The sequence below is a fragment of the Spirochaeta lutea genome (assembly GCF_000758165.1).
GTDB classification, from domain to species: Bacteria; Spirochaetota; Spirochaetia; order DSM-27196; family Salinispiraceae; genus Spirochaeta_D; species Spirochaeta_D lutea.
In genome coordinates this window covers 197,545-221,765 of record NZ_JNUP01000071.1, presented here as the reverse complement: position 1 = coordinate 221,765, position 24,221 = coordinate 197,545, and the positions used below count along the sequence as shown (strand labels likewise).

The 24,221-nt window shown below is 58.5% G+C and carries 18 protein-coding genes; 15 read left to right on the top strand and 3 right to left on the bottom strand.

The window, feature by feature from the left end; all coding sequences use genetic code 11:
- The first annotated feature begins 91 nt into the window (after positions 1-91).
- Positions 92-3,511, top strand: coding sequence for a sensor histidine kinase (locus DC28_RS13635; RefSeq protein WP_037549782.1), 3,420 nt, complete (start codon positions 92-94; stop codon positions 3,509-3,511).
- Between the two features lie 59 nt (positions 3,512-3,570).
- On the opposite strand, the gene fabF is transcribed toward DC28_RS13635, so the two are convergent.
- Complete coding sequence (fabF, locus tag DC28_RS13630) at positions 3,571-4,824, bottom strand: beta-ketoacyl-ACP synthase II (RefSeq protein WP_037549780.1); 1,254 nt, start codon at positions 4,822-4,824, stop codon at positions 3,571-3,573.
- Positions 4,825-5,189: 365 nt separating this feature from the next.
- On the opposite strand from fabF, the gene DC28_RS13625 reads away from it, so the two are divergent.
- Genes DC28_RS13625 through DC28_RS13615 form a run of 3 tightly spaced genes read left to right on the top strand, consistent with a single transcriptional unit; the run spans position 5,190 to position 8,629 of the window.
- Entirely contained in the window at positions 5,190-6,359 is a 1,170-nt protein-coding gene (locus tag DC28_RS13625; protein WP_081942218.1) for a 2-hydroxyacid dehydrogenase, read from the top strand.
- Entirely contained in the window at positions 6,356-8,014 is a 1,659-nt protein-coding gene (locus tag DC28_RS13620) for an L-lactate permease (protein ID WP_037549777.1), read from the top strand. The genes DC28_RS13625 and DC28_RS13620 overlap by 4 nt, the downstream gene beginning before the upstream one ends.
- Positions 8,015-8,059: 45 nt before the next feature.
- On the top strand, positions 8,060-8,629 hold the full coding sequence (locus tag DC28_RS13615; RefSeq protein WP_081942217.1) for a gamma carbonic anhydrase family protein: 570 nt from the start codon (positions 8,060-8,062) through the stop codon (positions 8,627-8,629).
- A 9-nt stretch (positions 8,630-8,638) separates the two neighbouring features.
- Here DC28_RS13615 and DC28_RS13610 read toward each other — a convergent pair whose 3' ends face one another.
- Positions 8,639-9,196, bottom strand: a complete 558-nt coding sequence (locus DC28_RS13610; protein WP_156104697.1) for a Crp/Fnr family transcriptional regulator — start codon at positions 9,194-9,196, stop codon at positions 8,639-8,641.
- A gap of 32 nt (positions 9,197-9,228) precedes the next feature.
- Positions 9,229-10,635 (bottom strand): MATE family efflux transporter, encoded by a 1,407-nt coding sequence (locus tag DC28_RS13605; protein ID WP_162180245.1) that lies wholly within the window; start codon positions 10,633-10,635, stop codon positions 9,229-9,231.
- A gap of 65 nt (positions 10,636-10,700) precedes the next feature.
- On the opposite strand from DC28_RS13605, the gene deoD reads away from it, so the two are divergent.
- The 11 genes from deoD to DC28_RS13550 all read left to right on the top strand — a co-directional run bounded on the left by deoD (position 10,701) and on the right by DC28_RS13550 (position 24,109).
- Positions 10,701-11,408: a purine-nucleoside phosphorylase gene (gene deoD, locus DC28_RS13600; protein ID WP_037549769.1), complete on the top strand. Its 708-nt coding sequence runs from the start codon at positions 10,701-10,703 to the stop codon at positions 11,406-11,408.
- A gap of 21 nt (positions 11,409-11,429) precedes the next feature.
- On the top strand, positions 11,430-12,716 hold the full coding sequence (locus tag DC28_RS13595) for a sensor histidine kinase (protein WP_037549765.1): 1,287 nt from the start codon (positions 11,430-11,432) through the stop codon (positions 12,714-12,716).
- The gene (locus DC28_RS15915) at positions 12,716-13,558 is read left to right on the top strand and encodes a response regulator transcription factor (RefSeq protein ID WP_052078915.1); all 843 of its coding nucleotides are present in this window, start codon (positions 12,716-12,718) and stop codon (positions 13,556-13,558) included. Before DC28_RS13595 ends, DC28_RS15915 begins: the two co-directional genes overlap by 1 nt.
- A gap of 226 nt (positions 13,559-13,784) precedes the next feature.
- Positions 13,785-15,071 (top strand): ABC transporter substrate-binding protein, encoded by a 1,287-nt coding sequence (locus tag DC28_RS13585; protein ID WP_037549762.1) that lies wholly within the window; start codon positions 13,785-13,787, stop codon positions 15,069-15,071.
- Between the two features lie 195 nt (positions 15,072-15,266).
- The gene (locus DC28_RS13580) at positions 15,267-16,214 is read left to right on the top strand and encodes a carbohydrate ABC transporter permease (protein WP_052078919.1); all 948 of its coding nucleotides are present in this window, start codon (positions 15,267-15,269) and stop codon (positions 16,212-16,214) included.
- Positions 16,211-17,053 (top strand): carbohydrate ABC transporter permease, encoded by an 843-nt coding sequence (locus tag DC28_RS13575; protein WP_052078914.1) that lies wholly within the window; start codon positions 16,211-16,213, stop codon positions 17,051-17,053. Before DC28_RS13580 ends, DC28_RS13575 begins: the two co-directional genes overlap by 4 nt.
- A gap of 114 nt (positions 17,054-17,167) precedes the next feature.
- Positions 17,168-18,364 carry an ABC transporter substrate-binding protein gene (locus DC28_RS13570; protein ID WP_037549756.1) on the top strand — a complete coding sequence of 399 codons (1,197 nt, stop codon included), beginning with the start codon at positions 17,168-17,170 and terminating at the stop codon, positions 18,362-18,364.
- Entirely contained in the window at positions 18,361-19,173 is an 813-nt protein-coding gene (locus DC28_RS13565) for a GTP-binding protein (RefSeq protein WP_037549753.1), read from the top strand. The genes DC28_RS13570 and DC28_RS13565 overlap by 4 nt, the downstream gene beginning before the upstream one ends.
- Entirely contained in the window at positions 19,170-20,213 is a 1,044-nt protein-coding gene (locus DC28_RS13560; protein WP_052078913.1) for an ATP-binding cassette domain-containing protein, read from the top strand. Before DC28_RS13565 ends, DC28_RS13560 begins: the two co-directional genes overlap by 4 nt.
- Complete coding sequence (gene hcp, locus DC28_RS13555) at positions 20,214-21,980, top strand: hydroxylamine reductase (protein ID WP_037549750.1); 1,767 nt, start codon at positions 20,214-20,216, stop codon at positions 21,978-21,980.
- 206 nt (positions 21,981-22,186) lie between these two features.
- Positions 22,187-24,109: a MutS-related protein gene (locus DC28_RS13550; protein WP_037549748.1), complete on the top strand. Its 1,923-nt coding sequence runs from the start codon at positions 22,187-22,189 to the stop codon at positions 24,107-24,109.
- Positions 24,110-24,221 lie beyond the last annotated feature (112 nt).

Genomic DNA, 24,221 nt, shown 5'->3' with positions numbered 1-24,221 from the left:
CAAGGGTGGGGGGAGGTTTGTAAAAAGTTACAGGGTTTTGCGCACTATCAAATCGTTACATTGTTTTACGCACTATACTATAGTTAAAGGGATGAAACCCCATAGCTCTCGGAGCGTTTTCGGACAGCTGCTGCTCCTCTGGTTTGCGAGCCTTCTTTACGGTCAGGATCTTCTTCCGCGCTTTGAGTCCTTCGGAATTGAGGACGGGCTGGTTCACGCCGCCGTCCAGGATGTACTGAGGGATTCTTCGGGATTTTTATGGTTTGCTACCCCCGGGGGACTTCAACGGTACCTGCCCCATTCATGGGAGGTGATCAAAGCCCGGCGTAATGTTCCCCAGGGATTACGTACCAGCAATATTCTCCGGATTATTGAGGACCGCCATGGTGCCATATGGGCATCCACGGATCATGGGTTGATGAAGGTTGATCCTCTGACCTTGGAGTACGAACTGCGACCCGGACCGGATAGCCCCCTGAGCTGGTTGGAGTCCAGGAGTATCTCTGATATGGCTTTGGATTCCGAGAACGGTTTATGGCTCGGCGTGGGTGGTTACGGATTGGTTTACTATAACCCTGTTTTAGATGACGGCTGGGCCTATCCCCTGAATGGGACGATACGTGGTTTGACCCCCTTGCGTGAACGGGGGAGGGTGGTGTTTATCCTCGACCGGGGAGATCAGGGAGCAGTGTACCAGGTCATTCGGGGGATGGAGCCCCCCAGAGAGGTCCTCTCCTGGGGAGAGGACAGGGGAGAACCCACAACCCTGGACTGGCGCGGAGACCGGCTTCACGTCGGGTTTTCCGATGGCCTTATTGAGTATTACAGCCGGGATTTTACTCTTCTGGGAACGACAGCCTTACCCCGCAAGGCTAGGATCACCGATCTGGAGGTTACTCCCCAGGGCCGGATATGGGTCGGCACTGATAAGTACGGTGGGATGGTGGTAGAACCCCAGGGGAAGGTAGTACCCATCCCGTCGGGGGGTGGTGAGTTCTCTATTTCAGATTCGGTAGTCACCCGTATATATCGGGATGCGGAGGATACCCTTTGGATGGCTACCAGGAACAACGGTGTATCCTATACCTCTCCAGGGATGAATAGGGTCATGGTGCTTCAACCCGAGAATCAGGGGGTGCCCGTGTCTGCGGTGCATGTTGATGTCCGGGGGATTCTCTGGGTGGGGACAGACGGCCGCGGTTTATACGGGTACTCTCAGGATCTTCAGCAGCAGGCGTATTTTTCCCCGGAGGTTCTGGGTGATTCAGCCGTCCTTTCCATTGATGATTCGGAATCAGGGGGGCTCTGGGTGGGGACATATTTGGGTGGATTGTTACACCTGGATATAGATTCTGGAAGGATTACCCGCTACCAGCACAACCCCGCTAATCCCAGGAGCATACCGGCGAATTTTATCCGGGATACCAGTTATGACGGCCAGGGGCGACTGTGGATAGCCTCTGTCGGAGCCGGGGTGTTTTACCTGCCCAGTCTGCTTTCCTCGGAGTTTGTCAGGATAGACGGGCTGCCCCTGAGCTTTGTGGCCCTTCAGGGCTCCGACGCCGGGGTGTATGCCGGCGGTCCCGGGACAGGGGTGTATGTCATCTCCTCGAACAGCAACATGCCGACCCGAATAACCGGGCTGGCTAGTCTGGATGTTTGGGATCTTGCCTTGGATGAGCAGAGGGGGTTGCTCTGGGTAGCGACGGGACTGGGGTTGGAGGCCGTGACATTGGAATCATCCCAGATACTCCAGATAGATTTGCCTGACGCCCTGAAGGAGAATGAACTCCGGTCGGTGGAATTGGATGGTGATGGTGGGTTGTGGCTGTCGGGGTTGAACCGTCTGTATTACTACTCCCTGGAGACGGGGATGTTGACGGAGTTCGGACCGGAGTCGGGGGTGCGGACCCAGGGATTTTCCATGGGTGCGGGGATTGCCGGTGATCACGCAATCAGGGCTTGGGGGGGAGCACAGGGACTCTTTTTTCTGAGTCCTGATGGGATGTCAGCGGTACAGGAGGATTGGGCAGGCAAGCCGGCCGGTCCAAGGGATTCGGTTTACCGGGACGTAGCGGTTTTTGTGAACGGTTCCCGGGTGCCGATCCTTCTACCCCAGGATGGTCGGCCGGTGGTGGAGCTGGAGCAGGGAGAATCCAGTGTGGAGCTACAGATTGAGGGGGTGGACTATCTTTCCCGGGGTGAACAGAGGGTTCACCTGAGGATGGACGGTGTTGATTCGGGATGGCGAAGTATTGCCAGCGGATCCACGGTGGTTTACTCACATCTGAGAGACGGCCGGTACACCCTCTGGACCCATGTATCCCCGGTGGCTGGGGTGGGGCCCGAGGATTTTGATGCAGCTATGGGGGTTGATATCTTGGTATCACCGCCTTTTTGGGCGAGTAGATGGTTTACGGTTGTCTTTCTGATTTTTATTCTCTCCATCCCTGTTGGACTTGTGCTGTACCGGGCCCGGCGGTTGGAAAGCTTCAACCAGCAGCTTTCCCGACGCGTCCGGGAGAGAACCGAGGAGCTTCATCAATCAAACCAGGATCTCCAGAGAACAGTCCAGAAACTGCGGCAGGCTCAGGACCGGATTGTACGGACCGAGCGTCTCGGTGCGCTCCGGAGTTTAACCAGCGGGATTGCCCATGAGATGAACACCCCCGCCGGGGTGCTCATTACCGCCGCTTCGTTTTTGGAGAGTGAGTTGGAGGCCGTGCAGGGGCAATTTGAGGATAATACCCTGAGCCGGGGGGCTTTGAGTCAGTTTTTCAAGGCAGTGGGTGATACGTCCAATATTTTACAGCGTAACCTGGTGCGCCTCGGTAGGCTCATAGAGGAGTTTCGGTCAGTGTCGGTAACCGAGCATCTGGAGATGGCCCCCCAACGGTTCGGGGTCGTGGCTGTGATTCGCCGGGCGGCTCAGCGGTCGGGGTATCTGTCCCGGGGATTTTCCTTGGATATCCAGATGCCCGAGGCATTGACCGTGGTGAGTTATGAGACTGCCTTTGAAGAGCTGTTCCGCCAGCTTTTTCTCAACACCATGCAGCATGGGTTTATAAGCAAGAAGGCCGCTGAGGGGGTGGTAACCATTACCGGCTTTATTCAGGAAGAAACCTTTTTCTTAACCTATCAGGATAACGGTGCAGGCCTTCCCCCGGGTATCAGACGACGGGTTTTTGATCCCTTCTACACCACCAAACGCATAGAGGGTGCTACTGGGTTGGGCATGTATATTGTGTTCAATCTGGTTCGGGAGGTGCTGCACGGCGACGTGAGTTGTGAGCCCGGGGACGGATTCCTGCTCCAGTGTTCATTTCAGGCGAATCAGCTTGAGCCGGGTTCATCACCCCCAGTCCCGGCTGCCCCCCGGCCTGGGGGCCCGACTGGGGAAGCCCCGGCCCAAGACACACCGGAGGCAGTCGGTGACCCAGGGGAAGCCCCGGCTCAAGAAGCTCCGGGAGAACCCGGGGATGCTGATCAAGCGGGGGAGCCGCCGACCTAGGGCAGCACTCCCAGCCCCAGCCCCAGCCGGTAGACGGGTTTCCGAGGAACCCCGGTGGGTTAGACGCTTTTCAGGACGATGGTGGAGTTATGTCCCCCGAAGCCGAAGCTGTTTGAAAGCGCTACATTGACCTTTTTTTCCAAGGGCTGGGTGTTTATGGTTTCGGGTTTCAGGGCAACCCCGGGATCAAATTCATCTATGTTGATGTTCGGCGGAATGATGCCTTCCTGGATTGCCTGAACGCAGAGGATGGCTTCCAGGGCGGCGGTGGCGCCCAGCAGATGGCCGTGCATTCCCTTGGTGGAACCAACGGTGACCCGAGATTCATCGCCTTTGAGCAGCTTGTAGATGGCCTTGCTTTCAGCGATGTCTCCCAGGGGAGTCGATGTTCCGTGGGCGTTGATGTAATCGATGTCCCCGGCGGTGATGCCTGCACCGTCCACAGCCATCTGCATGGAGTACAGGGCCCCTGCTCCCTCGGGATGGGGAACTACCAGATCGTAGGCATCGCCGCTCATACCTATGGAGGCAAGCTCCGCTAGGATGGGGGCTCCGCGTTTTACCGCGTGTTCGTACTCTTCCAGGATCAAAACCCCCGCACCCTCGGCGATTACAAATCCATCCCGACCCTTATCGTAGGGGCGGCTGGCGGCTTGGGGAGAATCGTTATACTTGGTGGATAGGGCCCTCATGTTGCTGAACCCCGCGACGGCGATTTCTACCACGGAGTCCTCGGTACCCCCGGTAACCACTGCATCGAGCATACCCGCTTGGATCATCATATATGCCACGGCCATGGCATGATTGGCGGTTGCACAGGCGGTTTGAGTGGCAAGGTTGGGTCCCATGATTCCGTGTTCCATGGAGATGATGCCCGCGGCAATATTCCCGATCATGGCGGGGATGTACATGGGGCTTACCCCCTTGGGCCCCCGGTTGGCGAGTCCTGCCCCGTTTTGCTGCTGGGTTACCAGTCCGCCGATACCGCTTCCCACAGCCACACCCACCTTGAAGGGATTATCCTTAATGGGTAAGCCGGACTGCCCCAGGGCCTCTTTGGTGGCAGCGCTTACATAGTGTACGAAGGGGTCCATACGTTTAGCAGTTTTCCGAAAATCATCGTTATAATGGCTCAGCATATCAAAATTGCGAACCTCGCCGGCAACCTTTGAGCCGTATAGCTCCGGGTCGAAATGGGAGATCCGGTCTATGCCGCTTCGGCCGTTTTTTGCATTTTCCCAGCTTTCTTTTACACTGTTTCCCAGGGGGCTTACAGCGCCTACCCCGGTTATTACTACTCTTCTTTTGTTCATACATATCCCCTTGTCAGGATTTAGTGGTTGGTGTTGCACCTAGGCTCTGAATCACCATACCCCAGGAGTCGTTACAGTATGCCGGATATTGAAAGTAAAATCAAACGCCGTTCAGTTATTCTGCGAGCCAACTGCAAAATTGTATTCGCAGTTGGCGGGCGCTCGAATGAGGGAAAAGTAAATCATTGCATAGAAGTGATTTACTTACATTAGTCTCGTGCATGGTTCTTGAAACACAGAGGTTTGCAAGAACCACCTGAGATTTTGTAGTTCTGCCCTTGACGTTAATACGATAAAATATTATAGATTAAATTGTAAGTCTGAGTAAAACGATCAGGAAACAACCGGCCATAAGGAGGTTCGGCATGAATGTAGCAGTATTTAGCACGAAGAACTGGGTTCGGGATGCCTTTGATAGAATTAATCTTACCAAGGGGTTATCCCTGACATTCCTGGAGCCTAGATTGACATATGATACCGCAGCCCTTGCCCAGGGTCACGATGCGGTTTGTATTTTTGTGAATGACCAGGCTGACAGCAGGGTGCTCGACCGCCTGCATTCCCTGGGCGTAAAGCTCATTGCTCTGCGCTGCGCAGGGTTTAATAATGTTGATCTGAAACGGGCCTCGGAACTTGGTATGGGTGTGGTGCGGGTTCCTGCCTATTCCCCCTATGCGGTGGCGGAACACACCCTGGGACTTGCCCTCAGTCTAAACAGGAAATTTCATAAGGCGTACAGCCGGGTACGGGACGGAAACTTTGCCCTGGACGGACTGCTGGGCTTCGACATCCACGGAAAAACCATCGGCATTATCGGAACCGGAAAAATCGGTCAGATCTTTGCCCAGCTCATGACCGGGTTCGGGGGTAGGATCCTGGCCTACGACCGGTTTCCTAATCCGGAACTGGAGAAGAAGGGACTTCTGGAGTACGTCGACCTGGGGACATTATATGGGGAGAGCGACATTATCAGCCTACACTGTCCCCTGAACCATGAGACCTATCATATTATCAATGAGTATGCCATTAACAGTATGAAACCCGGGGTGATGATCCTGAATACCAGCCGCGGGCCATTAATCGATTCGAACGCGGTAATAAACGGGTTGAAATCCGGCAGGGTAGGGTACCTGGGGCTGGATGTGTACGAGGAGGAGGGAGACCTGTTCTTTGAGGATCTCTCTAACCAGGTCATCCAGGATGATACCTTTGTCCGGTTGCAGACCTTTCCCAATGTGCTGATTACCGGGCACCAGGCCTTTTTTACCCGGGAGGCGGTGGATAATATCGCCCAGACGACCCTGGAAAACATCTGTGAATACTCCCAAAAGGGCGCCTGTAAGAACGAGGTACGGCATCAGAGCGTTCTGGGAAGCCAGGGCGACAGGGCCGGAACCAACGCCGGAGGATCCGCCGCTGCTGCAGGGGGGACTGGAAGGGATCGGGGTGGATCGGGACAAGCCCCGGCCAAGAAGGCTCCGGGGAACTCTGAGGCCGGGCTTCAGGACAATGCCCGGAAGGGAGCAAAGAAATGACCCTTACCACCCTGGCGGCCCTCTTTCCTCTAGTTCTCCTCATAGTGCTCATGACCAAAAAGAATGCCTGGCCCAGCGCCAAGGCCTTGCCGCTAACGGCCCTGGTTACCTATGGATTGGTTCTGGTGGTGTTCCGGTTTGATTCCGGGGACATCCATGCCCGGATCCTTACCGGGGCTCTTACGGCCCTTACCCCCATCAGTATTATCTGGGGGGCGATTTTCTTATTTAAGACCATGGATGCCAGCGGTGCTATGGACGTCATCAGGCGCTGGCTCTACGGAGTGAGCAGGAACCATGTGGCTCAGCTCATGATTGTGGGCTGGGCATTTCCCTTTCTTCTGGAGGGGGCAAGCGGCTTCGGTACGCCGGTGGCCATCGCAGCCCCAATCTTGGTAGGGCTCGGATTTCCGCCCCTGCGGGTTGCGCTCCTGGTATTGGTGATGAATACCGCCCCGGTGAGTTTCGGTGCGGTGGGCACCCCGACCTGGTTCGGGTTCTCTGCTATCGACCTCTCCAGCATCGAAATCCTGGAAATCGGCATCAAGAGCGCCTGGATTCACAGTATCGCCAGCCTCGTAGTACCCCTGATCGGGTTGAGCTTTGTGGTCAGCTGGAAAACCATCCGACGGAATATGGGATACATTCTGCTGTCCCTGGGGGCAACCCTCATACCCTTCATCCTGGTAGCCTACTGGAACTACGAGTTTCCGGCACTGGTCGGAGGGGTAACCGGGACCCTGGCTTCCGTATTCTTTGCCCAGCGGGGCTGGGGGTTAGAAAAAACCGCCCGGGCGGTTCGGGGTAACCCTGGTAAGCAGGACACCCAGGGTAATCTGGACGGGCAGAACAGCGAGGTTCCCCGGGGTTTGGAACCGGAGATTGTTGCGCCAAGGGCCGGGGAGGTGGGGAAGGCCCTGCTCCCTCTGGGTATTACCCTGGCGATTCTTGTGGTGACCCGGATACCCGTCCTGGGTATCAAGGCCTGGCTTACCGGCCTGGAACCCTCCCTGGATATCGGTCTCGGGAGTTTAGGCCGGCTCTCGGTGAGCGCCTCCCTGGTGGTAGGCCTTCAGGGCATATTTGGGACCCTGGAGTCCTGGAGTCATCAATTGCTCTACGTCCCCAGTATCATTCCCTTCGGATTCGCCTCGGTGGTGACCGCCCTGGTCTATGCCATGAAGGGCAGGACCTACGCAGGGGTCTGGCATTCAACCCTGGACCAGATCCGGAATCCGGCCATCGCTTTGGTAGGCGCGCTGATTTTTGTGGAGCTTCTGACCATGGGGGGGGATGCTTCGGGGGTGGTGCTCCTGGGACAGGCTCTGGCGGGCATTACTGGCCGGCTGTGGACCCTCTTCGCCTCCTTCCTGGGAGCCCTGGGAGCCTTTTTCAGCGGATCGAATACCATTAGCAATCTGACCTTCGGGGCTATACAGGATTCCATCGCCGCCAACTTGGGGCTATCCCGGACCACCACCCTGGCCCTCCAGTCCGTAGGGGGGGCCATGGGGCATATGGTGGCGTTGCATAGCATAGTGGCGGTCTGTTCGGTCCTCAATCTGGGGGATCAGGAGGGGACTATTCTCAAGCGTCTGGTTCCGGTCCTGGTTCTCTACGGATTGGTAGCGGGCCTGCTGGGTCTGGTTCTATAATGGGGTTCCGGGGTGATTTCCATGCCCGGGACTCAGGAGGCGGCAATGAAAAACCAGGATGAACAGCAGCTCTTTCCCCATTACCTCTCGGACCAGGCGAGCGTCCTGGGGTATCTGGACCGGGAACCGGTCCTGGAACCGCCGGTCTTTCTTGCGGCGGGCGTCAGGGTTATCGGGGATGTGCGGATCGGTGCCGGGGTCAGTGTCTGGTACAATACCGTCATCCGGGGTGACGTCAACAGTATTGTTATCGGACCTTTGACCAATATTCAGGACGGATGTGTGATCCATGTAACCCATGACACCCATCCCACCAGGATCGGCCGGGGGGTAACCCTGGGGCACGGTGCGGTGGTCCACGGCTGTACCCTGGGGGACTATGCTCTGGTGGGTATCGGTGCCCGGGTACTAGACGGTGCGGTGGTAGAAGGGGGGAGCCTGGTGGCGGCCGGGGCGGTGGTCCCCCCGGGAATGCGGGTGCCCGGCGGGGTACTGGTTGCCGGGGTGCCGGCTCGGGTTGTGCGCCCCCTCAGGGAAGAGGAGGTAGCAGATATACGGGCCGGGGCCGGGCGGTACGCCGAGTATGCCAGGCGTTCGATTCACGCCCTTACCTAACAGGGCGCCCTAAAAATCATCCCATACCCGGGGATTGATCCAGAGGCTTTCCTCGGTCCAGCGGACCAGGTTGCGCTTGGTAAGCCGGGAGAGCAGGCGGCTGAAGGTTTCGGGAATGGTTCCGATGGCCAGGGCCATATCCTTTTTGGTGATTCCCAGGCTGTAGGTTTCTTTGATGCCGTACTGGTGTTCCAGGTGCCGGAAAAACCGCTCCTCCACATCGTAGGCCATGAGGGTGAAGAGCCGGGTGTTGAGGTAATGGAGCTTCTCCATGAGGGTTTGAATCAGGGGCTGCCGGGTTTCGGGCTCCTCCAGGAGGGCGGAGAAGTGTTGTTCGTCCAGGGGGCTGATCTCACATTCGGTGATAGCCTGGGCCGTACCGGGGTATCCCCCGGGCTGGAAGAGTACCACCTCGCCGAATATCTCACCCGGATTCAGGAGTTTAACCAGAACCTCTTTTCCGTCCTCGCTGGAGCGGGTGACCTTAATCTGTCCGCGCCGGAGGATGTACGCCGTATTGCCCTCCTGGCCCTGGGTGAAGATGTACTCTCCGGGTTTGCATACCATGGGGTAATAGTGGCTGAAGGGCAAGGGGGTGGTCAAGAGCGGCTGTTGGGGAGAGTAGGGGCATTCGAATCACCCTGATGAGAAAGCTGAAGACCGTAATCCATCCAGGGTCGTTTTGCCAGAAGTATGAAACCCAGGAGGGCCACACCGAGGTTGGAGATAAACATGGATATCCAGATGCCGATGGGGCCGGTTTGTCCCAGGACGACCAAGGCCCATGCCAGGGGAACCCGCAGTCCCCAAAGGCGGAGGATGTTTAGTGCCATGATGGGTTTGGTATCGCCGCTGCCCTGGAATGCTGCGGTCACTACGGTGAACAGTGAAAAGAGGATGACCGAGGGGCTTACGATTCTGAAGAGATCCGTGCCGAGGCGCTCTACCCGGGGGTCGGATACGAAAAAGCCCACGAAGAGGTCGCCCCGGAAAAAGGTGTAGGTCATGCCGATGGTTATGAATATGAAAATGGTGATTACAGCCTGGCGGAGGACGGTTCTTGCCTCATCCTTGTTTCGGGCTCCGAGTTTTTCTGCAATGATAACCGTGGCGCCTTGACTCATACCCATGGCCGGCAGCATGAAAAGGTTGATGATCCGGTTGCCGATACTGAAGGCGGCTATGACCGGCGTGCCCAGGCTGTTTACAATCCCCTGTAGTACATTGAATCCCAGGGCGCTGCCGCTTTGGCCTGCCGCTGCGGGAAGTCCGATGCGTGCCAGAGTGCTCAGGGCGCGGGGACGGGGGATCAGATGCCGGGCATGCAGTGAAATCCCCCGGACTCCCCGAATGAGAATGAAGAATCCGGCCGCCACCGCCAAGCCCTGGGAGAGAATGGTGGCTCCCGCCGCCCCGGCTACGCCCCAGGCCGGGAAGGGGCCGCCCCCGAAGATGAACAGCCAATCCAAGGCGATGTTCAGCAAGACGGTTATTCCCTGAATGATAAAGGGGGTAAGACTGTCTCCCAGGGCTTGCATGGTGCTCTGGAAGGCATTGTAGAGGAAGGTCAGGGGGAGGCCGAGGAGCATGATGCCCAGGTAGGTGTGAACCAGGGGCAGCACGTCCCCGGGAACCTGCAGCAGGTTGAGCAGGAGGGGAAGGAGTAGATAGACAGGCAGGGCTACTGCCAGGCTTCCCAGGGCCATGATGCTTACCAGCTGGCCGAGGTAGAATTCCTGATTTTCCCGGTCAGCCCGGCCCCGGGCCTGGGCGATAAGGGTCAGGCCGGCGCTGGAGAATCCGTTCCCAAGGACGATGAGTAGAAACAGGAGGTTGAATGAGACCCCCGGAGCGCTTACCTCCGCACTGCCCAGCCGGCCCAGGAAGTAGGTGTCGGCCAGATTGTACAGGGTGTGGAGAAAGTTTCCGGCCATGATGGGCAGGGATAGTCCCAGAAGCTGCCGGTACAGGGCTGTCCGGGGAGGAGGGGGGGATGTTGTGGACATGGGGGGATAGTACATGGTTTAGTATGGACGGGACAATAGAAAATCAACGATGAAGGATGGTACCCATGAGTATTCACATTGAAGCCAAATCAGGAGAAATCGCCGGGAGCGTCTTGCTGCCGGGTGATCCTCTCCGTGCCAAGTTTATTGCCGAGACCTATTTTGAGAACCCGGTGCTGGTTAGCCGCCTGCGGGGTATGTACTGCTACACCGGAACCTACCAGGGAAACCAGGTATCGGTAATGGGATCGGGGATGGGTCAGGCTTCTCTTTCCATCTATGTAAACGAGTTGTTCCGGGATTACGGGGTGCAGCAGGTTATTCGTGTGGGGAGCTGCGGGGCAATCCAGGAGCGGATCGGGATCAAGGACCTGATTCTGGCCCAAGGTGCCTGTACCAATAGCTCCATGAATTCCCTGCGGTTCCGGGGGATGGACTATGCCCCCTTGGCGGACTTTTCCCTGCTTGCCAAGACCCATGGTCTGGCAACCCAGCGGGGAGACCGGATATTTGTCGGAGGGGTTCTTTCCACCGACAGTTTTTACGATGCTGATCCTGAGGTGTGGAAGTTGTGGGCCTCCTACGGTGTTTTGGGCATCGAGATGGAGACCGCAGAGTTGTACACCCTGGCAGCCAAGTACGGCCGACAGGCCCTGAGCATTCTGACGGTGAGTGACAGCCTGGTTGATCCCTCCCGGGACGCCCTCCAGGAACGGGAAACCGGGTTTACATCCATGGCTGAATTGGCCTTGGGTGTCGTTACCCAGGGGTAGGGTATATACTGAACCAAGAGTATGAAGGACCCCAACCCCTCCACAACCTTCCGAAGGCTCATGGTTCTGCTCCTGGTGTTGATCCACGGGGTATTTTTCTCCCTTGCCTTCAGCGGGGATGTGCGCAGCCAGGTACCGGCCCAGTGGTACGGGTATATCCTTCCTGCGGGGCTGCTGGGCCTGGGGGTAGGCATTCTGGGTATCGTGGCGGATCTTCCCTGGCATTTCAGGGGGGTTATTCTGTTGCTCCGGGTGCTGCTGCTCTATGTCCTGGTCCTGCCTGTCCGCGGTCAGGTCCTGTTAGGGCTGATTTTGTTCCTGTCTCTGACGGTGGAATGCTACGTCCTATTCTCCATGCCGGTGGCGGTGGGGGTTCTGGGGGGGATTCTCCTGGTTTATTGGCAGATGCCGCTGCCCGAGTTCTTCTGGGGTCGGGAGGCGACCCACCCCCAGGGCCAGCCTGCCATTCTAGGGGGATTTTTCGCCCTCTGGTCCGTGCTGCTGGGAGGTATCGGAAGGGCTGCCTGGGATTCTAATACCCGTTCCCAGGAGCAGCTGGCCCATCAGACCACGGTTATCCGGGAGATGGCCCGGGCGAACCTGGATTTCCAGGAGTATGCCGTCCAGGTGGAGCGCCGGTCCATGGAGGAAGAGCGTAAGAGGATCACCCGGGAAATCCACGACCTGATGGGTTTCACCCTAACCAGTCTACGCATGCTCTTTGAGGCCGGAGATATTCTCATAGAGCAGGATCCCCGGGAGCTGCGTCGACTGATGCTCCAGGGTAAGGTCCAACTGGAGGATAGCCAGCAGGAGATACGCCGGGCCCTGCATCAGCTTCGAGAATCCCAGGAGCGGAGTTTTCCGATCTTACGGCGGATTCGAAATCTCACCCAAAACTTTTCTCAGGCTACGGGGATCCGGGTGGATCTCCAGACCACCAATGTACGGGGTGATCTGCCCTGGGAGATTGAGCATCTCTTGTACCGGGGTGTACAGGAGGGTATGACCAATGCCTTCCTGCACGGCAAGGCCCGGGCTATTCAGATTATTCTGCACTGGACCGGTCAGGAGCTGCGGCTCACGGTGATGGATGACGGGGTTGGTTCCAAGCAGAATGGTGAAGGTATCGGATTGGGCGGTATGAGGGAGCGGCTCCAGCCCCTGGCCGGCAGATTGGAGAGCCATAGCCTTGATCCTGGATTCAGCCTGACCATCGCCATTCCCTGGCGAGGCAGGGAGGTACAGAGACCGGTTTCAGGGGAGACCGGTTCCCCGGCGGACGGATTCCGAGAGGACGGTGAATAATGTCCAAACGTATTGTGCTGGTGGACGATCAGCGGTTGTTTTTAGAGAGTCTCCGGGTGGTCATTGAAAATAATGAACCGGAACTCCAGGTGGTTGCCCTGGGGGAGGACGGACACCAGGCGGTTGAATTGGCTGACGAGCAGCGTCCGGATATCATGCTCATGGATGTGCGTATGCCCGGGATGAACGGGGTGGAGGCGGTACGCATCATCAAGCAGCGCCACCCGGCGATCCGTATTATCATGCTCACCACCTTCGAGGATGATGAATACGTGCGCCATGCCCTGAGCTACGGCGCGTCGGGGTACCTGTTGAAGAATATTCCCACCTCCGAACTCATTGCCTCCATCCGGGCCGCCTTGAGCGGGGCGGTATCCATTGACCCCCGGGTTGTCCCCAGTCTGCTTACATCTCGCGGTTCGGCAGATATCCCGGGAACCGCTATCGGACCGGAATCCAGCCCCGGAATCGGGGAACCTGGCGGAGTCAGCACCGATTCCGGCAGCTCCGGGAAGGCGGGGTATACAGGATCCGGGGAAGAAGGCCCGGTTCCTCCCGGTAGGAGGGTCTCGCCTGGGCCGCGGGATGGCTCCAGGATGATGGGAGCAGGGCATTCTACCCCCGGTTCGGGAAACGATCTGCCCTGGGTTGATGAACTGACCCGAAAGGAACGTCAGATTCTGGGCCTTATGGTGCGGGGCTTTACCAACCCGGAAATTGCCGATCAGGTTTGTATCGCCGAGCAAACAGTACGAAACTACGTAAGCCGGATCTATTCAAAGCTTGAGGTTACCAACCGGGTTCAGGCTGTGCGGAGGGCCCGGGAGAGCCGTTTGTTTTAGGTAGTGCGCAAAAGGTTGTAACTTTTCACCCAGGGGACACCACCCCTGGGTTGGGTTTCTGGTTGTTCCCTTATATCTGGTGTAGTTTACATTCTTCTGCGCACTATCCTTGTTTTAGCATTGCCTGGGACTAGTACAAATCCGGTACAAAGCGGGTACAACCGTTCATTGTCTTCGGGGGTATCTGGATCCAGAATAGGGTAACTGGTTCTTTAAGGAGGATTATATGAAGACTGGTTTCCGAAAATTTGGGCAGGTACTTATCCTGCTGCTTTGTTCTGCAGGTCTCTTCGCCGGAGGAGGCGGAGAATCCCAGGAAGGACAGGCCGGGGGAGTCACCCAACTGACCCTGGGCTCGTGGCGGACCGACGATGTCGCGCAGATTGAGGCCTTACTTGCGGAATTTCATGCTTCCCACCCTGAGATACGGATAAAATTCGACCCGGTGAATCCCCCGGATTACAACGCTACCCTGCGGCTCCAGCTGGAAAGCGGTATCGCACCGGACATCTTTTACGCCCGGTCCTACGCCACGGGTGAAGAGCTTTTCCAAGACGGCTACATGGTTGATCTATCCGGCGAGGATTTTGTACAGCAGAACTATGACGAGGGAGCCAGGTCGCCCTGGACCGCCGGAGACGGTGGGGTATTTGCAATGCCCTTTCTCGCGGTTTCCCACGGTATCTACTATAACAAAGACCTTTTCGCCGAGCTGGGTATCCAGGTACCGAAGACCTGGGAGGAGCTCATGAGAGCAGCCCGGACCATTCAGGATGCAGGGTATATTCCCTTTGCCAACGGTATCGCCGACGAGTGGGATATAGCCGAGGTGGTATTCATGAGCTTGGCGCCAAACTTCATCGGTGGCCGGGAGGGGCGGTTAGCCTACGATTCGGGAGCGCGGAAGTTCAACGACAGTCATGTAAGGGCTGCCTTTGAAGCCATTGAAGATTTGAAACCCTACCTGCCCGAGGGATTCATGGCCATTGGCTACAACGATAGCAAGGCGCTATTCCAGTTGGGCCAGGCAGCCATGTTCTTTGATGGATCCTGGACAATCTCCGAGTTCGTAGCGGCCGACCCCGGCTTTGAATGGAGTGTCTTCCCCGTACCGCCCCCGGCCGGTTCACCGGGTTACGTAACCTTCCATCCCGACAACGGATTGGCCATTAACCCAGCCTCGGATCACACCGCAGAGGCCAAGGTATTCCTGGAATGGCTGACCACTCCCCAGGCAGCCAAGGTGGTAGGCGACCAGCTTCCCGGCTTCTTCCCCATGATCTCCAATGCACCCCAGCTGGATAACCCCTATGCCAACGCCTTTTTATCCATGAATACGGGACGAGGGTTGGATGTGCGCTGGCCCTGGCCGAAGATGATGAGCGGGAACCCCAGCGGGTACAATTTGATGATGTCCGGCTCCATCGGGGTTCTCACCGGAGAATTGACACCCCAGCAGGCTGCCGATGCCCTGCAGTCGGGCCTGGCCCAGTGGTACCCACCGGCCCAGTAACGACCGGGCAGCCCGGTTGGGGCGGTTGACGAGCCGAGGCGGTGGAACGCAGCCTCGGTTTGGCAGCCCCCCGCAGCCGGGATTACCCGCCCCTGACCCGGCCTAGGGGACGGGGTTTGAGCTGCGGATTCCGGGGGCCCGATGGGAACCCCGGAATGTCCTTTCGGCTTCGGTACCTACGGGTACAGGTTGTACATGAGATCAACACACAAGTCCATGAAAAACCCTCGGCAAACCTGGGGTTGGCTCTGGTATATTCTGCCTGCCCTGGTGGTATATGTACTGTTTATGGCCCTGCCCCTGTTAAACTCCCTGCGGTTGAGCTTATACAGCGGATCAGGATTTACCCTTAATAATTTTGTCGGTTTTGATAACTACCGGAGGCTTTTTATGGAGCCGGCCACCGCCCAGCGGTTCTGGAACGCCTTCGGGAATACCTGGATCTTTTTTCTGATTCATATGGTGGTTCAAAATACCCTGGGGCTCTTTTTTGCCCTGCTGCTCAGTTCCCGCCGGATGGGAACCAGAGTCCGGGACATCTTCCGGACGATCATCTTTATTCCCACGACCCTTGCCATTCTGGTAACCGGGTTTTTATGGAAACTGCTTCTTAACCCCCAGTGGGGATTGATAAATATGGCCCTGGATACCCTGGGGCTGGACAGCCTCTCCCAACCCTGGCTCGGCCAGAGCCATACCGCCCTGGTGGTGGTCAGCCTGGTTTCCTCATGGCAATGGGTGGGAATACCCATGATGATCTTCCTGGCGGGACTCCAGAACATTCCGGAGGATCTCTACGAGGCGGCAGCCATCGACGGTGCCAGCGAGTGGACGGTGTTCTGGCGGATCAAGCTGCCCCTGCTGAGCCCCATCATCGGGGTGGTGTCCATCCTGACCTTTACGGGTAACTTCAATGCCTTCGACGTGGTGTACGCCATGACCGGAGCCAACGGTCCCCCGAACTACGCCACGGATATTCTGGGAACCTATTTTTACCGGATCGGCATAGCCGGCCAACACCCCGTGGGAATCCCGGACATGGGTCTGGGAGCAGCAGTAGCCTCGGTGATTTTCCTGATCCTGTTTCTCGGGGTTATGATTATGCGGGGATTCTTCTCGGACAAGAGTGAGGCAGCCCAATGAACAAACCACAGAAACCCTTATTTATGCGGACCCCCCTGGTAAGCTACGCGGTATTGGGCATATGGAGCATCCTGGTACTGGTACCCCTATGGGTCATGGTCATCAATTCCTTTAAGCCCCGGCTGTCGATCTATGCCTCCCCCCTGGGATTTCCCGAGGAATGGACCCTGGAAGGGTACCGGCTCATCTTTACCGGAAGCAGTTTTCCCCTCTACTTCTTGAACAGCCTCCTAGTGGTCGGGGTATCCATCGTGTTTATCCTGGTGTGCGCCGCCGCAGCTGCTTACGCCATTGCAAACTGGCAGGTAACCCTTACCCGGGTGGTGGCCCTGTTTTTCCTGGCGGGATTGATGATCCCCATCCGGATCGGGAGCGTGAATCTGCTGCAGATCGCCAAGGCCCTGAACCTCCTGGACAAGGCCGTGGGCCTCATACCGGTGTATGTGGCCATGGGGATGCCCCTGGGTGTCTTCGTGCTGACGGAGTTTGTCCGGGGAGTACCCCGGGATCTGCTGCATGCTGCCCAGATCGACGGTGCATCCCGGGCGCGGATATTCTGGCAGATCATCCTCCCCCTTACCCGGCCGGCCATGGCTACCGTGGCGATCTTCAACCTGGTTAACCTCTGGAACGACCTCTGGTTCCCCCTCATCTTCATCCGGAGCGAGAACCAGCGTACCCTCATGCTCGGCATTACCCGGCTCTTCGGCCAGTACCAGACCGACTGGACCCGCATCCTTTCGACCCTGACCCTGGCCTCCGTTCCGATTATACTCTTGTACCTACTTATGGCGAAACAGTTTATTCGAGGACTCACTGCCGGAGCCATTAAGGGATGACGGATTTTTCAGGGTGATTCGAATGCCCCTGACAGAAGATTTTTCTCAAAAAACCCCACCCCGCCTTGACCTAGGTCAAGGCGGGGCTTCCCCTGGGGGGCTACACTGGGCCCCATGGAAATCAGCAAGAACTCAACCTTTTTAGATATAGTCACTGCCTACCCCGGGACCCGGGAGTATTTCCGGGAACTGGGGTTCGCCGGAGTGAGCGATGAAGGCTCCCTGGCAGGGGTGGGATCAACCTTGACGGTGGAGACCGCTGCCATGCTCAAGGGGATGGACAGCCTGGACCTTGTCCAGGGCATTCGGAGGGCGGCGGGCATGGAAATCACCCCGGAAGAAAGTACCCAGGGAGATTACCAGGTAACCGGTCTGCTGCCCTGTCCTGTCCGGATTCCCCTATTGGAGGCCTGCGAGGCCTTCGGAGAGGAGTTCCGAGGGCGGACTGGCAGGGGTATTTCCTACAACCTTCAGGCCGCCTACGTGGGGTTGGACTGGTTGAAGGAGGATCTGGACCGGGGTGCGGGCCTTGAGGGGCTGCCTGATGTGTTTCTGAGCGCCGGGTTCGACCTCTTTTTTCATAATTCCCGGCTGACCCAGCTTCTGGATCGGGGGGCTGTGGGGAATCCTTTGGCGGGTCAGGAACAGGACCCGGGGAACGAGGAGACCCGCCGGGCGGGGATCTTGGATACCCGGGGGCGTTACGGGGTAATCGGGGTTGTACCCGCAGTGTTCATGGTGAATACCGAACTCCTGGACGGCCGTGATGTACCCCGATCCTGGGAGGATGTGCTTTCCCCGGAGTTCGCCGACTCGGTTTCCTTGCCGGTGGGGGATTTTGATCTCTTTAACGGACTACTTCTAAATATATATAAACTCTACGGAGACTCCGGGCTCCAGGCTCTGGGGAGGAATATGCAGTCCTCCATGCATCCGGCCCAGATGGTGAAGAGCCCCCCGGCGGTGACGATACTGCCCTACTTTTTTACCCGGACCATCCAGCCCGGATCTCCGGTTCAGGCGGTATGGCCTCGGGAGGGGGCTATTGTGACCCCCATTTTTATGCTGGGAACCCTGGGGGATCCCGGGGTGAAAGGGATCTGTGAGTTTTTGGCCGGCAGGACCGTCGGCGAGATTCTCAGCCACCGAGGCCGGTTTCCCTCCACCCACAGCGGGGTGGATAACCGCCTGGAGTCCGGGGATCGGTTCCTCTGGCTTGGCTGGGATTACCTGTACAGCCAGGATGTGGGGGCCCTGACCCGCCATGCCGAAGGGGTCTTTTACGCCGCGGCCCGGGAGACCGGGGTATGAGATTGGTGACTATTGCCGGACCGCCCTCGGTGGGGAAGACGGCGGTTATCGGAAAGACCGTTTTAGGGTTAGGGGAGCGGGGCGTGCGTTCCGGAGTGATTAAGTTCGACTGCCTCTTTACCGACGACGAGGCGACCTACCAGCGGCTGGGTATTCCGGTGCGCAAGGGACTATCCGGGAGCCTCTGTCCGGATCATTTTTTTGCCAGCAACATCGAGGAGGCTGCAGCCTGGGGGTTGGAAAGCGGACTGGAGATTCTATTTTCCGAGAGCGCCGGGCTCTGTAACCGCTGTAGTCCCCATCTAAAGGATATCTTCGCCGTCTGTGTGGTGGATAACCTCAGCGGGGTAAACACCCCCGCCAAGATCGGCCCCATGCTGAAGACCGCGGATATGGTGGTGGTGACCAAGGGTGATATCGTGAGCCAGGCAGAGCGGGAGGTGTTTGCGGCCCGGATTATGGCGGTAAATCCCCGGGCCCAGGTGCTGCAGATCAACGGACTCACCGGCCAGGGCGCCTACGAGCTGGGTTCGGTGATTCTGGACCGGGCCGGAGGGGTTCTTTTCGATGAGCAGCCAGGGCTGCCCGGGGAGGGCGGTGAAGCTGAACCCGGGGCGAGCCGGGCTGACGAGGCCGCGGGTACCATGGAGGGTTCCCGGGGTTGTCCCGGGGTTGTCGGGGTTACGGGAAACCGTCTGCGGTTCCCCATGCCCAGCGCCCTGTGCTCCTACTGCCTGGGAGAAACCCGGATCGGCCAGCGGTACCAGCTGGGGAACGTCCGGAAGATGAACTTGGAGGAACAACCGTGAAATCACCCTGGAATAGCGACCGAAACCAGACACAGAACCAGACACAGAACCAGAACCAGAACGAACCCCAGACCCATACTCAGGCCCCAGCTCAACACCAGAGCCCAAACCATGCCCAGACCAAGCCGGGCATCGATCCCGCGGTACTGGCCTTTTTAGGGCTTGAGCAGCCCGGGGAACGGCCGGGTTCCGGACCGGCCGGCGCGGAGGACCGGGGTTCCGGGGGGCTGGGGATTACCATCCTCCCCGGGCGGGGCAAGGACGGCAGTCCCGAGGGATTTGAGCGCCTGGATCTGCTGCCGGGCCAGGTGTGGAGCATTCTGGGGCCCACTGGGTCGGGGAAGAGCCGCCTCTTGGCGGATATCGAATGGCTCGCCCAGGGAGATACCCCCACGGGGCGGAGAATCCTCGTACAGGGCGAGCAGCCCGAGCTCTCCGGCCGGTTTAATCCCGCGAAAAAACTCGTGGCCCAGCTGTCCCAGACCATGAACTTTGTGATGGATCTGGGGGTAGGGGAGTTTATTCAGCTCCATGCCCGCAGCCGGAATCACTCTGACCCCGACGGAGCCGCCCGGGATGTTATCGCCCAGGCGAATCTGCTGGCCGGGGAGGGATTCGGATGGGATACCCCCCTGACCAGCCTGAGCGGCGGACAATCCCGGGCCCTGATGATCGCCGACACTGCCCTGGTCAGCCGCAGCCCCATCGTGCTCATCGACGAGATCGAGAACGCCGGCATCGACCGGCGCCGGGCCCTGGAGCTGTTAACCGGCAGGGATAAGATTGTCCTCATGGCCACCCATGATCCGATTCTGGCCCTGCTATCTCCCCGGCGGATTATCATCCGGCAGGGAGGAATTGCCCAGGTCTTGGAAACGGACCGGGAAGAACAGGTTCTGCTGGAGCGTCTGGAGGAGATAGACGCCCAGTTCCAGAACCTACGGGCCGCCCTGCGCCGGGGGGACCGGGTCGACCGGTCATTATTCAGAGAATTCGCACCATACCTAGAACCAGCCATACCACATACAAGGAGTTACTAAATGAGTATGTTTTGTTTTCAATGCCAGGAAGCCGCAAAGAACACGGGTTGTACCGTCCGTGGGGTCTGCGGCAAGGAGGATGTGACCGCGGGGATCCAGGATCTGCTGATCTACACCGCGAAAGGGGTCGGATTGGCTGCCCAGGGGGCAGGGGACGACCAGGTGATCAGGGCCGGCCGGTATCTCGTCCGGTCGCTCTTTGCCACCATCACCAATGCGAACTTCGACCGGCTGCGCATCGCCTCCCTGGTTTTAGAGGGCCTGGTGCTCCGGGGCGAGCTTTTGGCAGGTGGCCTGGGGCATCAGAATCACCCTGAAAACCCGGATATCCTTACCTGGAAACCCCTCCTGGCCGAGTCCCGAAGCCTGGAGGAACTGCAGGATCAATTGGCCGCTGCCCTGGCCTACCAAGCCGGACGGAGCGGGGTGGACCAGAAGAAACAGCTTGAGAATCTACCCGAGGAGGCCCAGGCTGTTCCAGCATTGGTGGAGGATCTGGAGGGCAAGGCTGCTCTGGTGGGAATTTTGGCCCAGGAGCAGGAGGATGTCCGCAGCCTCAGAGAGCTGACCATCTACGGTCTCAAGGGAATTGCTGCCTACGCCGAGCACGCTGCCGTCCTGGGCTACGAGGATCCGGAGATCTACCGCTTTGCCGCCGCAGCCCTGGCCCGGACCTCCCAGGATGAGAACCCCGAGAGCCTGACGGCCCTGGTTCTGGAAACCGGCAAGACCGCGGTTACCACCATGGCCCTCTTGGACAAGGCCAACACCGAGACCTACGGAAACCCCGAGATTACCCAGGTAAATATCGGAACCCGGTCCAATCCCGCCATCCTGATTTCTGGCCACGACCTGAAGGATATGGAGGAGCTCCTGGAACAGACCGCCGGTACCGGGGTGGATGTGTACACCCACTCGGAGATGCTTCCGGCAAACTACTATCCGGCCTTCAAGAAATACGATCACTTTGTGGGTAACTATGGCAATGCCTGGTGGCAGCAGGACAAGGAGTTCGAGAGCTTCAACGGGGTAATCCTGATGACCACCAACTGTATTGTGCCTCCCAAGGAGAGCTATAAAACCCGGATCTTCACCACGGGGATGGCCGGTTTTCCCGGGGTTCCCCACATCTCCGAGGATTCCCAGGGTAGGAAGGACTTCTCCGCGCTGGTAAGTCTGGCCAAGACCTGCCAGCCCCCGATCGAGCTCGAACAGGGCAGTATTACCGGTGGTTTCGCCCATCACCAGATCAGCCAGCTCGCCGACAAGGTCATCGACGCGGTAAAATCCGGGGCCCTCAAACGCTTCGTGGTGATGGCCGGATGCGACGGCCGCCATAAGAGCCGTGACCACTTTACCCAGGTCGCTCAGGGCCTGCCCCGGGACACGGTTATTCTGACTGCGGGCTGTGCCAAGTACCGGTACAACAAGCTGGATCTCGGGGATATCGGGGGTATTCCCCGGGTTCTGGATGCCGGGCAATGCAATGACAGCTACTCCCTGGCGGTCACCGCCCTGACCCTGAAGGAAGCCTTCGGCATGGCGGACATCAACGATCTGCCCATCGACTTCGATATCGCCTGGTACGAGCAGAAGGCCGTGGCCGTCCTGCTTGCCCTCCTGCATCTGGGGTTCAAGAATGTCCGGCTGGGTCCGACCCTGCCTGCCTTCCTGAGTCCCGGGGTAGCCAAGGTTCTGGTGGATACCTTCGGAATCCAGGGGACCGGCACCGTGGAGGAGGATCTTGCAGCAATTACAGCGTCCTAAACAGAGGATTATCTAGTCTACTGGGGTCCGGGGTGTTCCGGGCCCTTTTTCCGTGTCCAAATGGTGCATAGTGCGCAAAATGGTGGAGCGGTTTTAGGGTGATTCCCATGCCCGGCCTTCGGGCATCCCGCCCCTTGACTCGGGACGGCCCGGCGCTCCCATTCTACGCTTTCCAACCGCCGCGATCCGGGGTATGATACCTGCCTATGGACGACCAACGGGATTCAAACCGCACCCCCTTAAGCCTTCTCTGGCCCCCGGGACTGGAAATGGGCGAAGAACAAACCGGACGGCAGCTGGACCCCCAAACCATCACCGACCTGGGCATCGACAAACTCCTGACCCGGGTCTTCCCGAACCGCTGGGAGCGAGCCTCCCAGGAGCCCATCCTGACCCGGCTGATAGACGATCCCCGGGTTTTGGCCTACCGCCAGGGAATCTTTGAGAACATCCTCCACGCTCCCCAGCTGCATTCCCGGTTGGAAGAGGCCGCCCAGCATCTCCTGTACTCCCGGCAGGTACCGACCCCGGGCAAAACCGATAAATCACCCCTGATGGCCGTCGCCCGGAAAATCACCCAGCTGGAAAGCTACCTTACGGGGGTACAGCTCTTCGGATCCATTCTCCAGGATTCCCGGGATACCCTCACGGCTCCGGGCTTCCAGCAGATCCTTGCCCAGCTGGAGGATGTGCGCCGGGATCCCCTCTTTACCCGGTTGGAAACCCAGCTGCCCCAGATCAGCAACAAGCTCCGGTCGGTAAAGAGCATCTCCATCGGGGTAAACTTGGACAGCTACCTGCGTCCTATTTCCGCAGTCCTGACAGATATCCACGATAAACCGATTCCCGAGGCGAAGCCGGGGATGTTCGGCCGGTTGTTGGGGGCCGATTCCAGCGGTCCAGCCGCCCTGGGCAGCTTTCACCCTCCGATGCAGAGCACCGGATCCAACCGGGAAAACCCCCTGCTGGTACCCATACTCCAGGATGTGAACCAGGTAATGGAAAAAACGGCCCGGAGCCTCGTAGCGGACCTCCAGCCCTTCCAGAATCTTCAGGGCGGGTTTTTTGAACATCTTGGCCGGGAGCTGATCTTCTATCTGCGGCTGGCATCCTACCTCGGGGAATTTAAAACCCTGGGGCTTCCCTTCTGTACCCCGGTCTTTACCCCCGGGGACACCATGAAGCTCCTGGCCCAGGGGTGCTGGAACCTGCGCCTGGCGGAGCTCTTCCGGCATGACGGCGGAAGCCGGGAGGGCGGATCCCTGGCACGGCGTCTGGTGGCGAACGATCTGTATTTTGACGGTGCCTACCGGGGGTTTGTGCTCACCGGACCCAACCGGGGGGGAAAGACCGTGTACCTCCAGTCCATCGGCATTCTGGTTGTCCTTGCTCAGGTTGGAGCCCTGGTTCCCGCAGAGAGCTGCTCCCTGAGCCCCGTGGACGGTATCTTTACCCACTACCAGATTGAGGAGCGTCCCGAGGCCCAGGCCGGTCGTTTGGGAGAGGAAAGTCTACGCGTTCGGGAGCTTTTTTCCTCCCTGGGCCCCCGAAGCCTGGTGCTCATGAACGAAAGTTTCGCCAGTACCAGTCCGGGTGAGGCTGGGGTGCTGCTCCGGGATATCCTGGAGGTTCTGGCCGATTCGGGAATCCGCTGTATTGTCGCGACCCACCTGCATAGCCTGGCCGCGGATATCGCCCAGGAGCATCCCTCCATCGGCAGCCTGATTTCCGTAGTGGCCCAATCAACCCATGACGACGCCCCGGCCGACCGGGCGGAGCCGGCCCAGGAAGCCGCCTCTCTGTCGGGGGAAACCCAGGCTCCCCGGGCCCAGTCTGTCCCGGCTTCCGGGCGCAAAACCGAAGCAGCCCGGTCCAATGCTGAGGCCGCCGGTGAGGCGCCCCGGAGAGCAGGGCCGCAGCCGGATGTCCCTAATGGAGCTATGGGTGCGGAGGATGACCAGAACCCCAGGGGCCAGCGCACCTATAAAATCATCCTCGCCCCTCCAACGGGCAAGAGCTACGCCCTGGATGTGGCCCGGCATTACAAAATCGACCGGGAGAGCCTGGAGGCCCTTCTTCAGACCCGGCTCGGCCCCGATTCCACACCCCCGGACTATTCGGATTCGTAACCCCGGACCTTCCGATTCCGCACCCCCGGCGGTACGGAGAGCCCCTGAGCCAGAAGCCTTGATTCAGAAGCCTTGATTCAGAAGCCTTGATTCAGAAGCCTTGATTCAGAAG

Excerpts from the sequence above, each read along its gene's own strand:
- hcp (WP_037549750.1), top strand. The coding sequence starts at position 20,214 with ATGAGTATGTTTTGTTTTCAATGCCAGGAAGCCGCAAAGAACACGGGT.
- DC28_RS13565 (WP_037549753.1), top strand. The coding sequence starts at position 18,361 with ATGAGATTGGTGACTATTGCCGGACCGCCCTCGGTGGGGAAGACGGCG.
- DC28_RS13625 (WP_081942218.1), top strand. The coding sequence starts at position 5,190 with ATGAATGTAGCAGTATTTAGCACGAAGAACTGGGTTCGGGATGCCTTT.
- DC28_RS13550 (WP_037549748.1), top strand. The coding sequence starts at position 22,187 with ATGGACGACCAACGGGATTCAAACCGCACCCCCTTAAGCCTTCTCTGG.
- fabF (WP_037549780.1), bottom strand. The coding sequence starts at position 4,824 with ATGAACAAAAGAAGAGTAGTAATAACCGGGGTAGGCGCTGTAAGCCCC.
- DC28_RS13610 (WP_156104697.1), bottom strand. The coding sequence starts at position 9,196 with ATGGTATGCAAACCCGGAGAGTACATCTTCACCCAGGGCCAGGAGGGC.
- deoD (WP_037549769.1), top strand. The coding sequence starts at position 10,701 with ATGAGTATTCACATTGAAGCCAAATCAGGAGAAATCGCCGGGAGCGTC.
- DC28_RS13615 (WP_081942217.1), top strand. The coding sequence starts at position 8,060 with ATGAAAAACCAGGATGAACAGCAGCTCTTTCCCCATTACCTCTCGGAC.
- DC28_RS13620 (WP_037549777.1), top strand. The coding sequence starts at position 6,356 with ATGACCCTTACCACCCTGGCGGCCCTCTTTCCTCTAGTTCTCCTCATA.
- DC28_RS13580 (WP_052078919.1), top strand. The coding sequence starts at position 15,267 with ATGAGATCAACACACAAGTCCATGAAAAACCCTCGGCAAACCTGGGGT.
- DC28_RS13635 (WP_037549782.1), top strand. The coding sequence starts at position 92 with ATGAAACCCCATAGCTCTCGGAGCGTTTTCGGACAGCTGCTGCTCCTC.
- DC28_RS13570 (WP_037549756.1), top strand. The coding sequence starts at position 17,168 with ATGGAAATCAGCAAGAACTCAACCTTTTTAGATATAGTCACTGCCTAC.
- DC28_RS13605 (WP_162180245.1), bottom strand. The coding sequence starts at position 10,635 with ATGTCCACAACATCCCCCCCTCCTCCCCGGACAGCCCTGTACCGGCAG.
- DC28_RS13595 (WP_037549765.1), top strand. The coding sequence starts at position 11,430 with ATGAAGGACCCCAACCCCTCCACAACCTTCCGAAGGCTCATGGTTCTG.
- DC28_RS13585 (WP_037549762.1), top strand. The coding sequence starts at position 13,785 with ATGAAGACTGGTTTCCGAAAATTTGGGCAGGTACTTATCCTGCTGCTT.
- DC28_RS15915 (WP_052078915.1), top strand. The coding sequence starts at position 12,716 with ATGTCCAAACGTATTGTGCTGGTGGACGATCAGCGGTTGTTTTTAGAG.
- DC28_RS13575 (WP_052078914.1), top strand. The coding sequence starts at position 16,211 with ATGAACAAACCACAGAAACCCTTATTTATGCGGACCCCCCTGGTAAGC.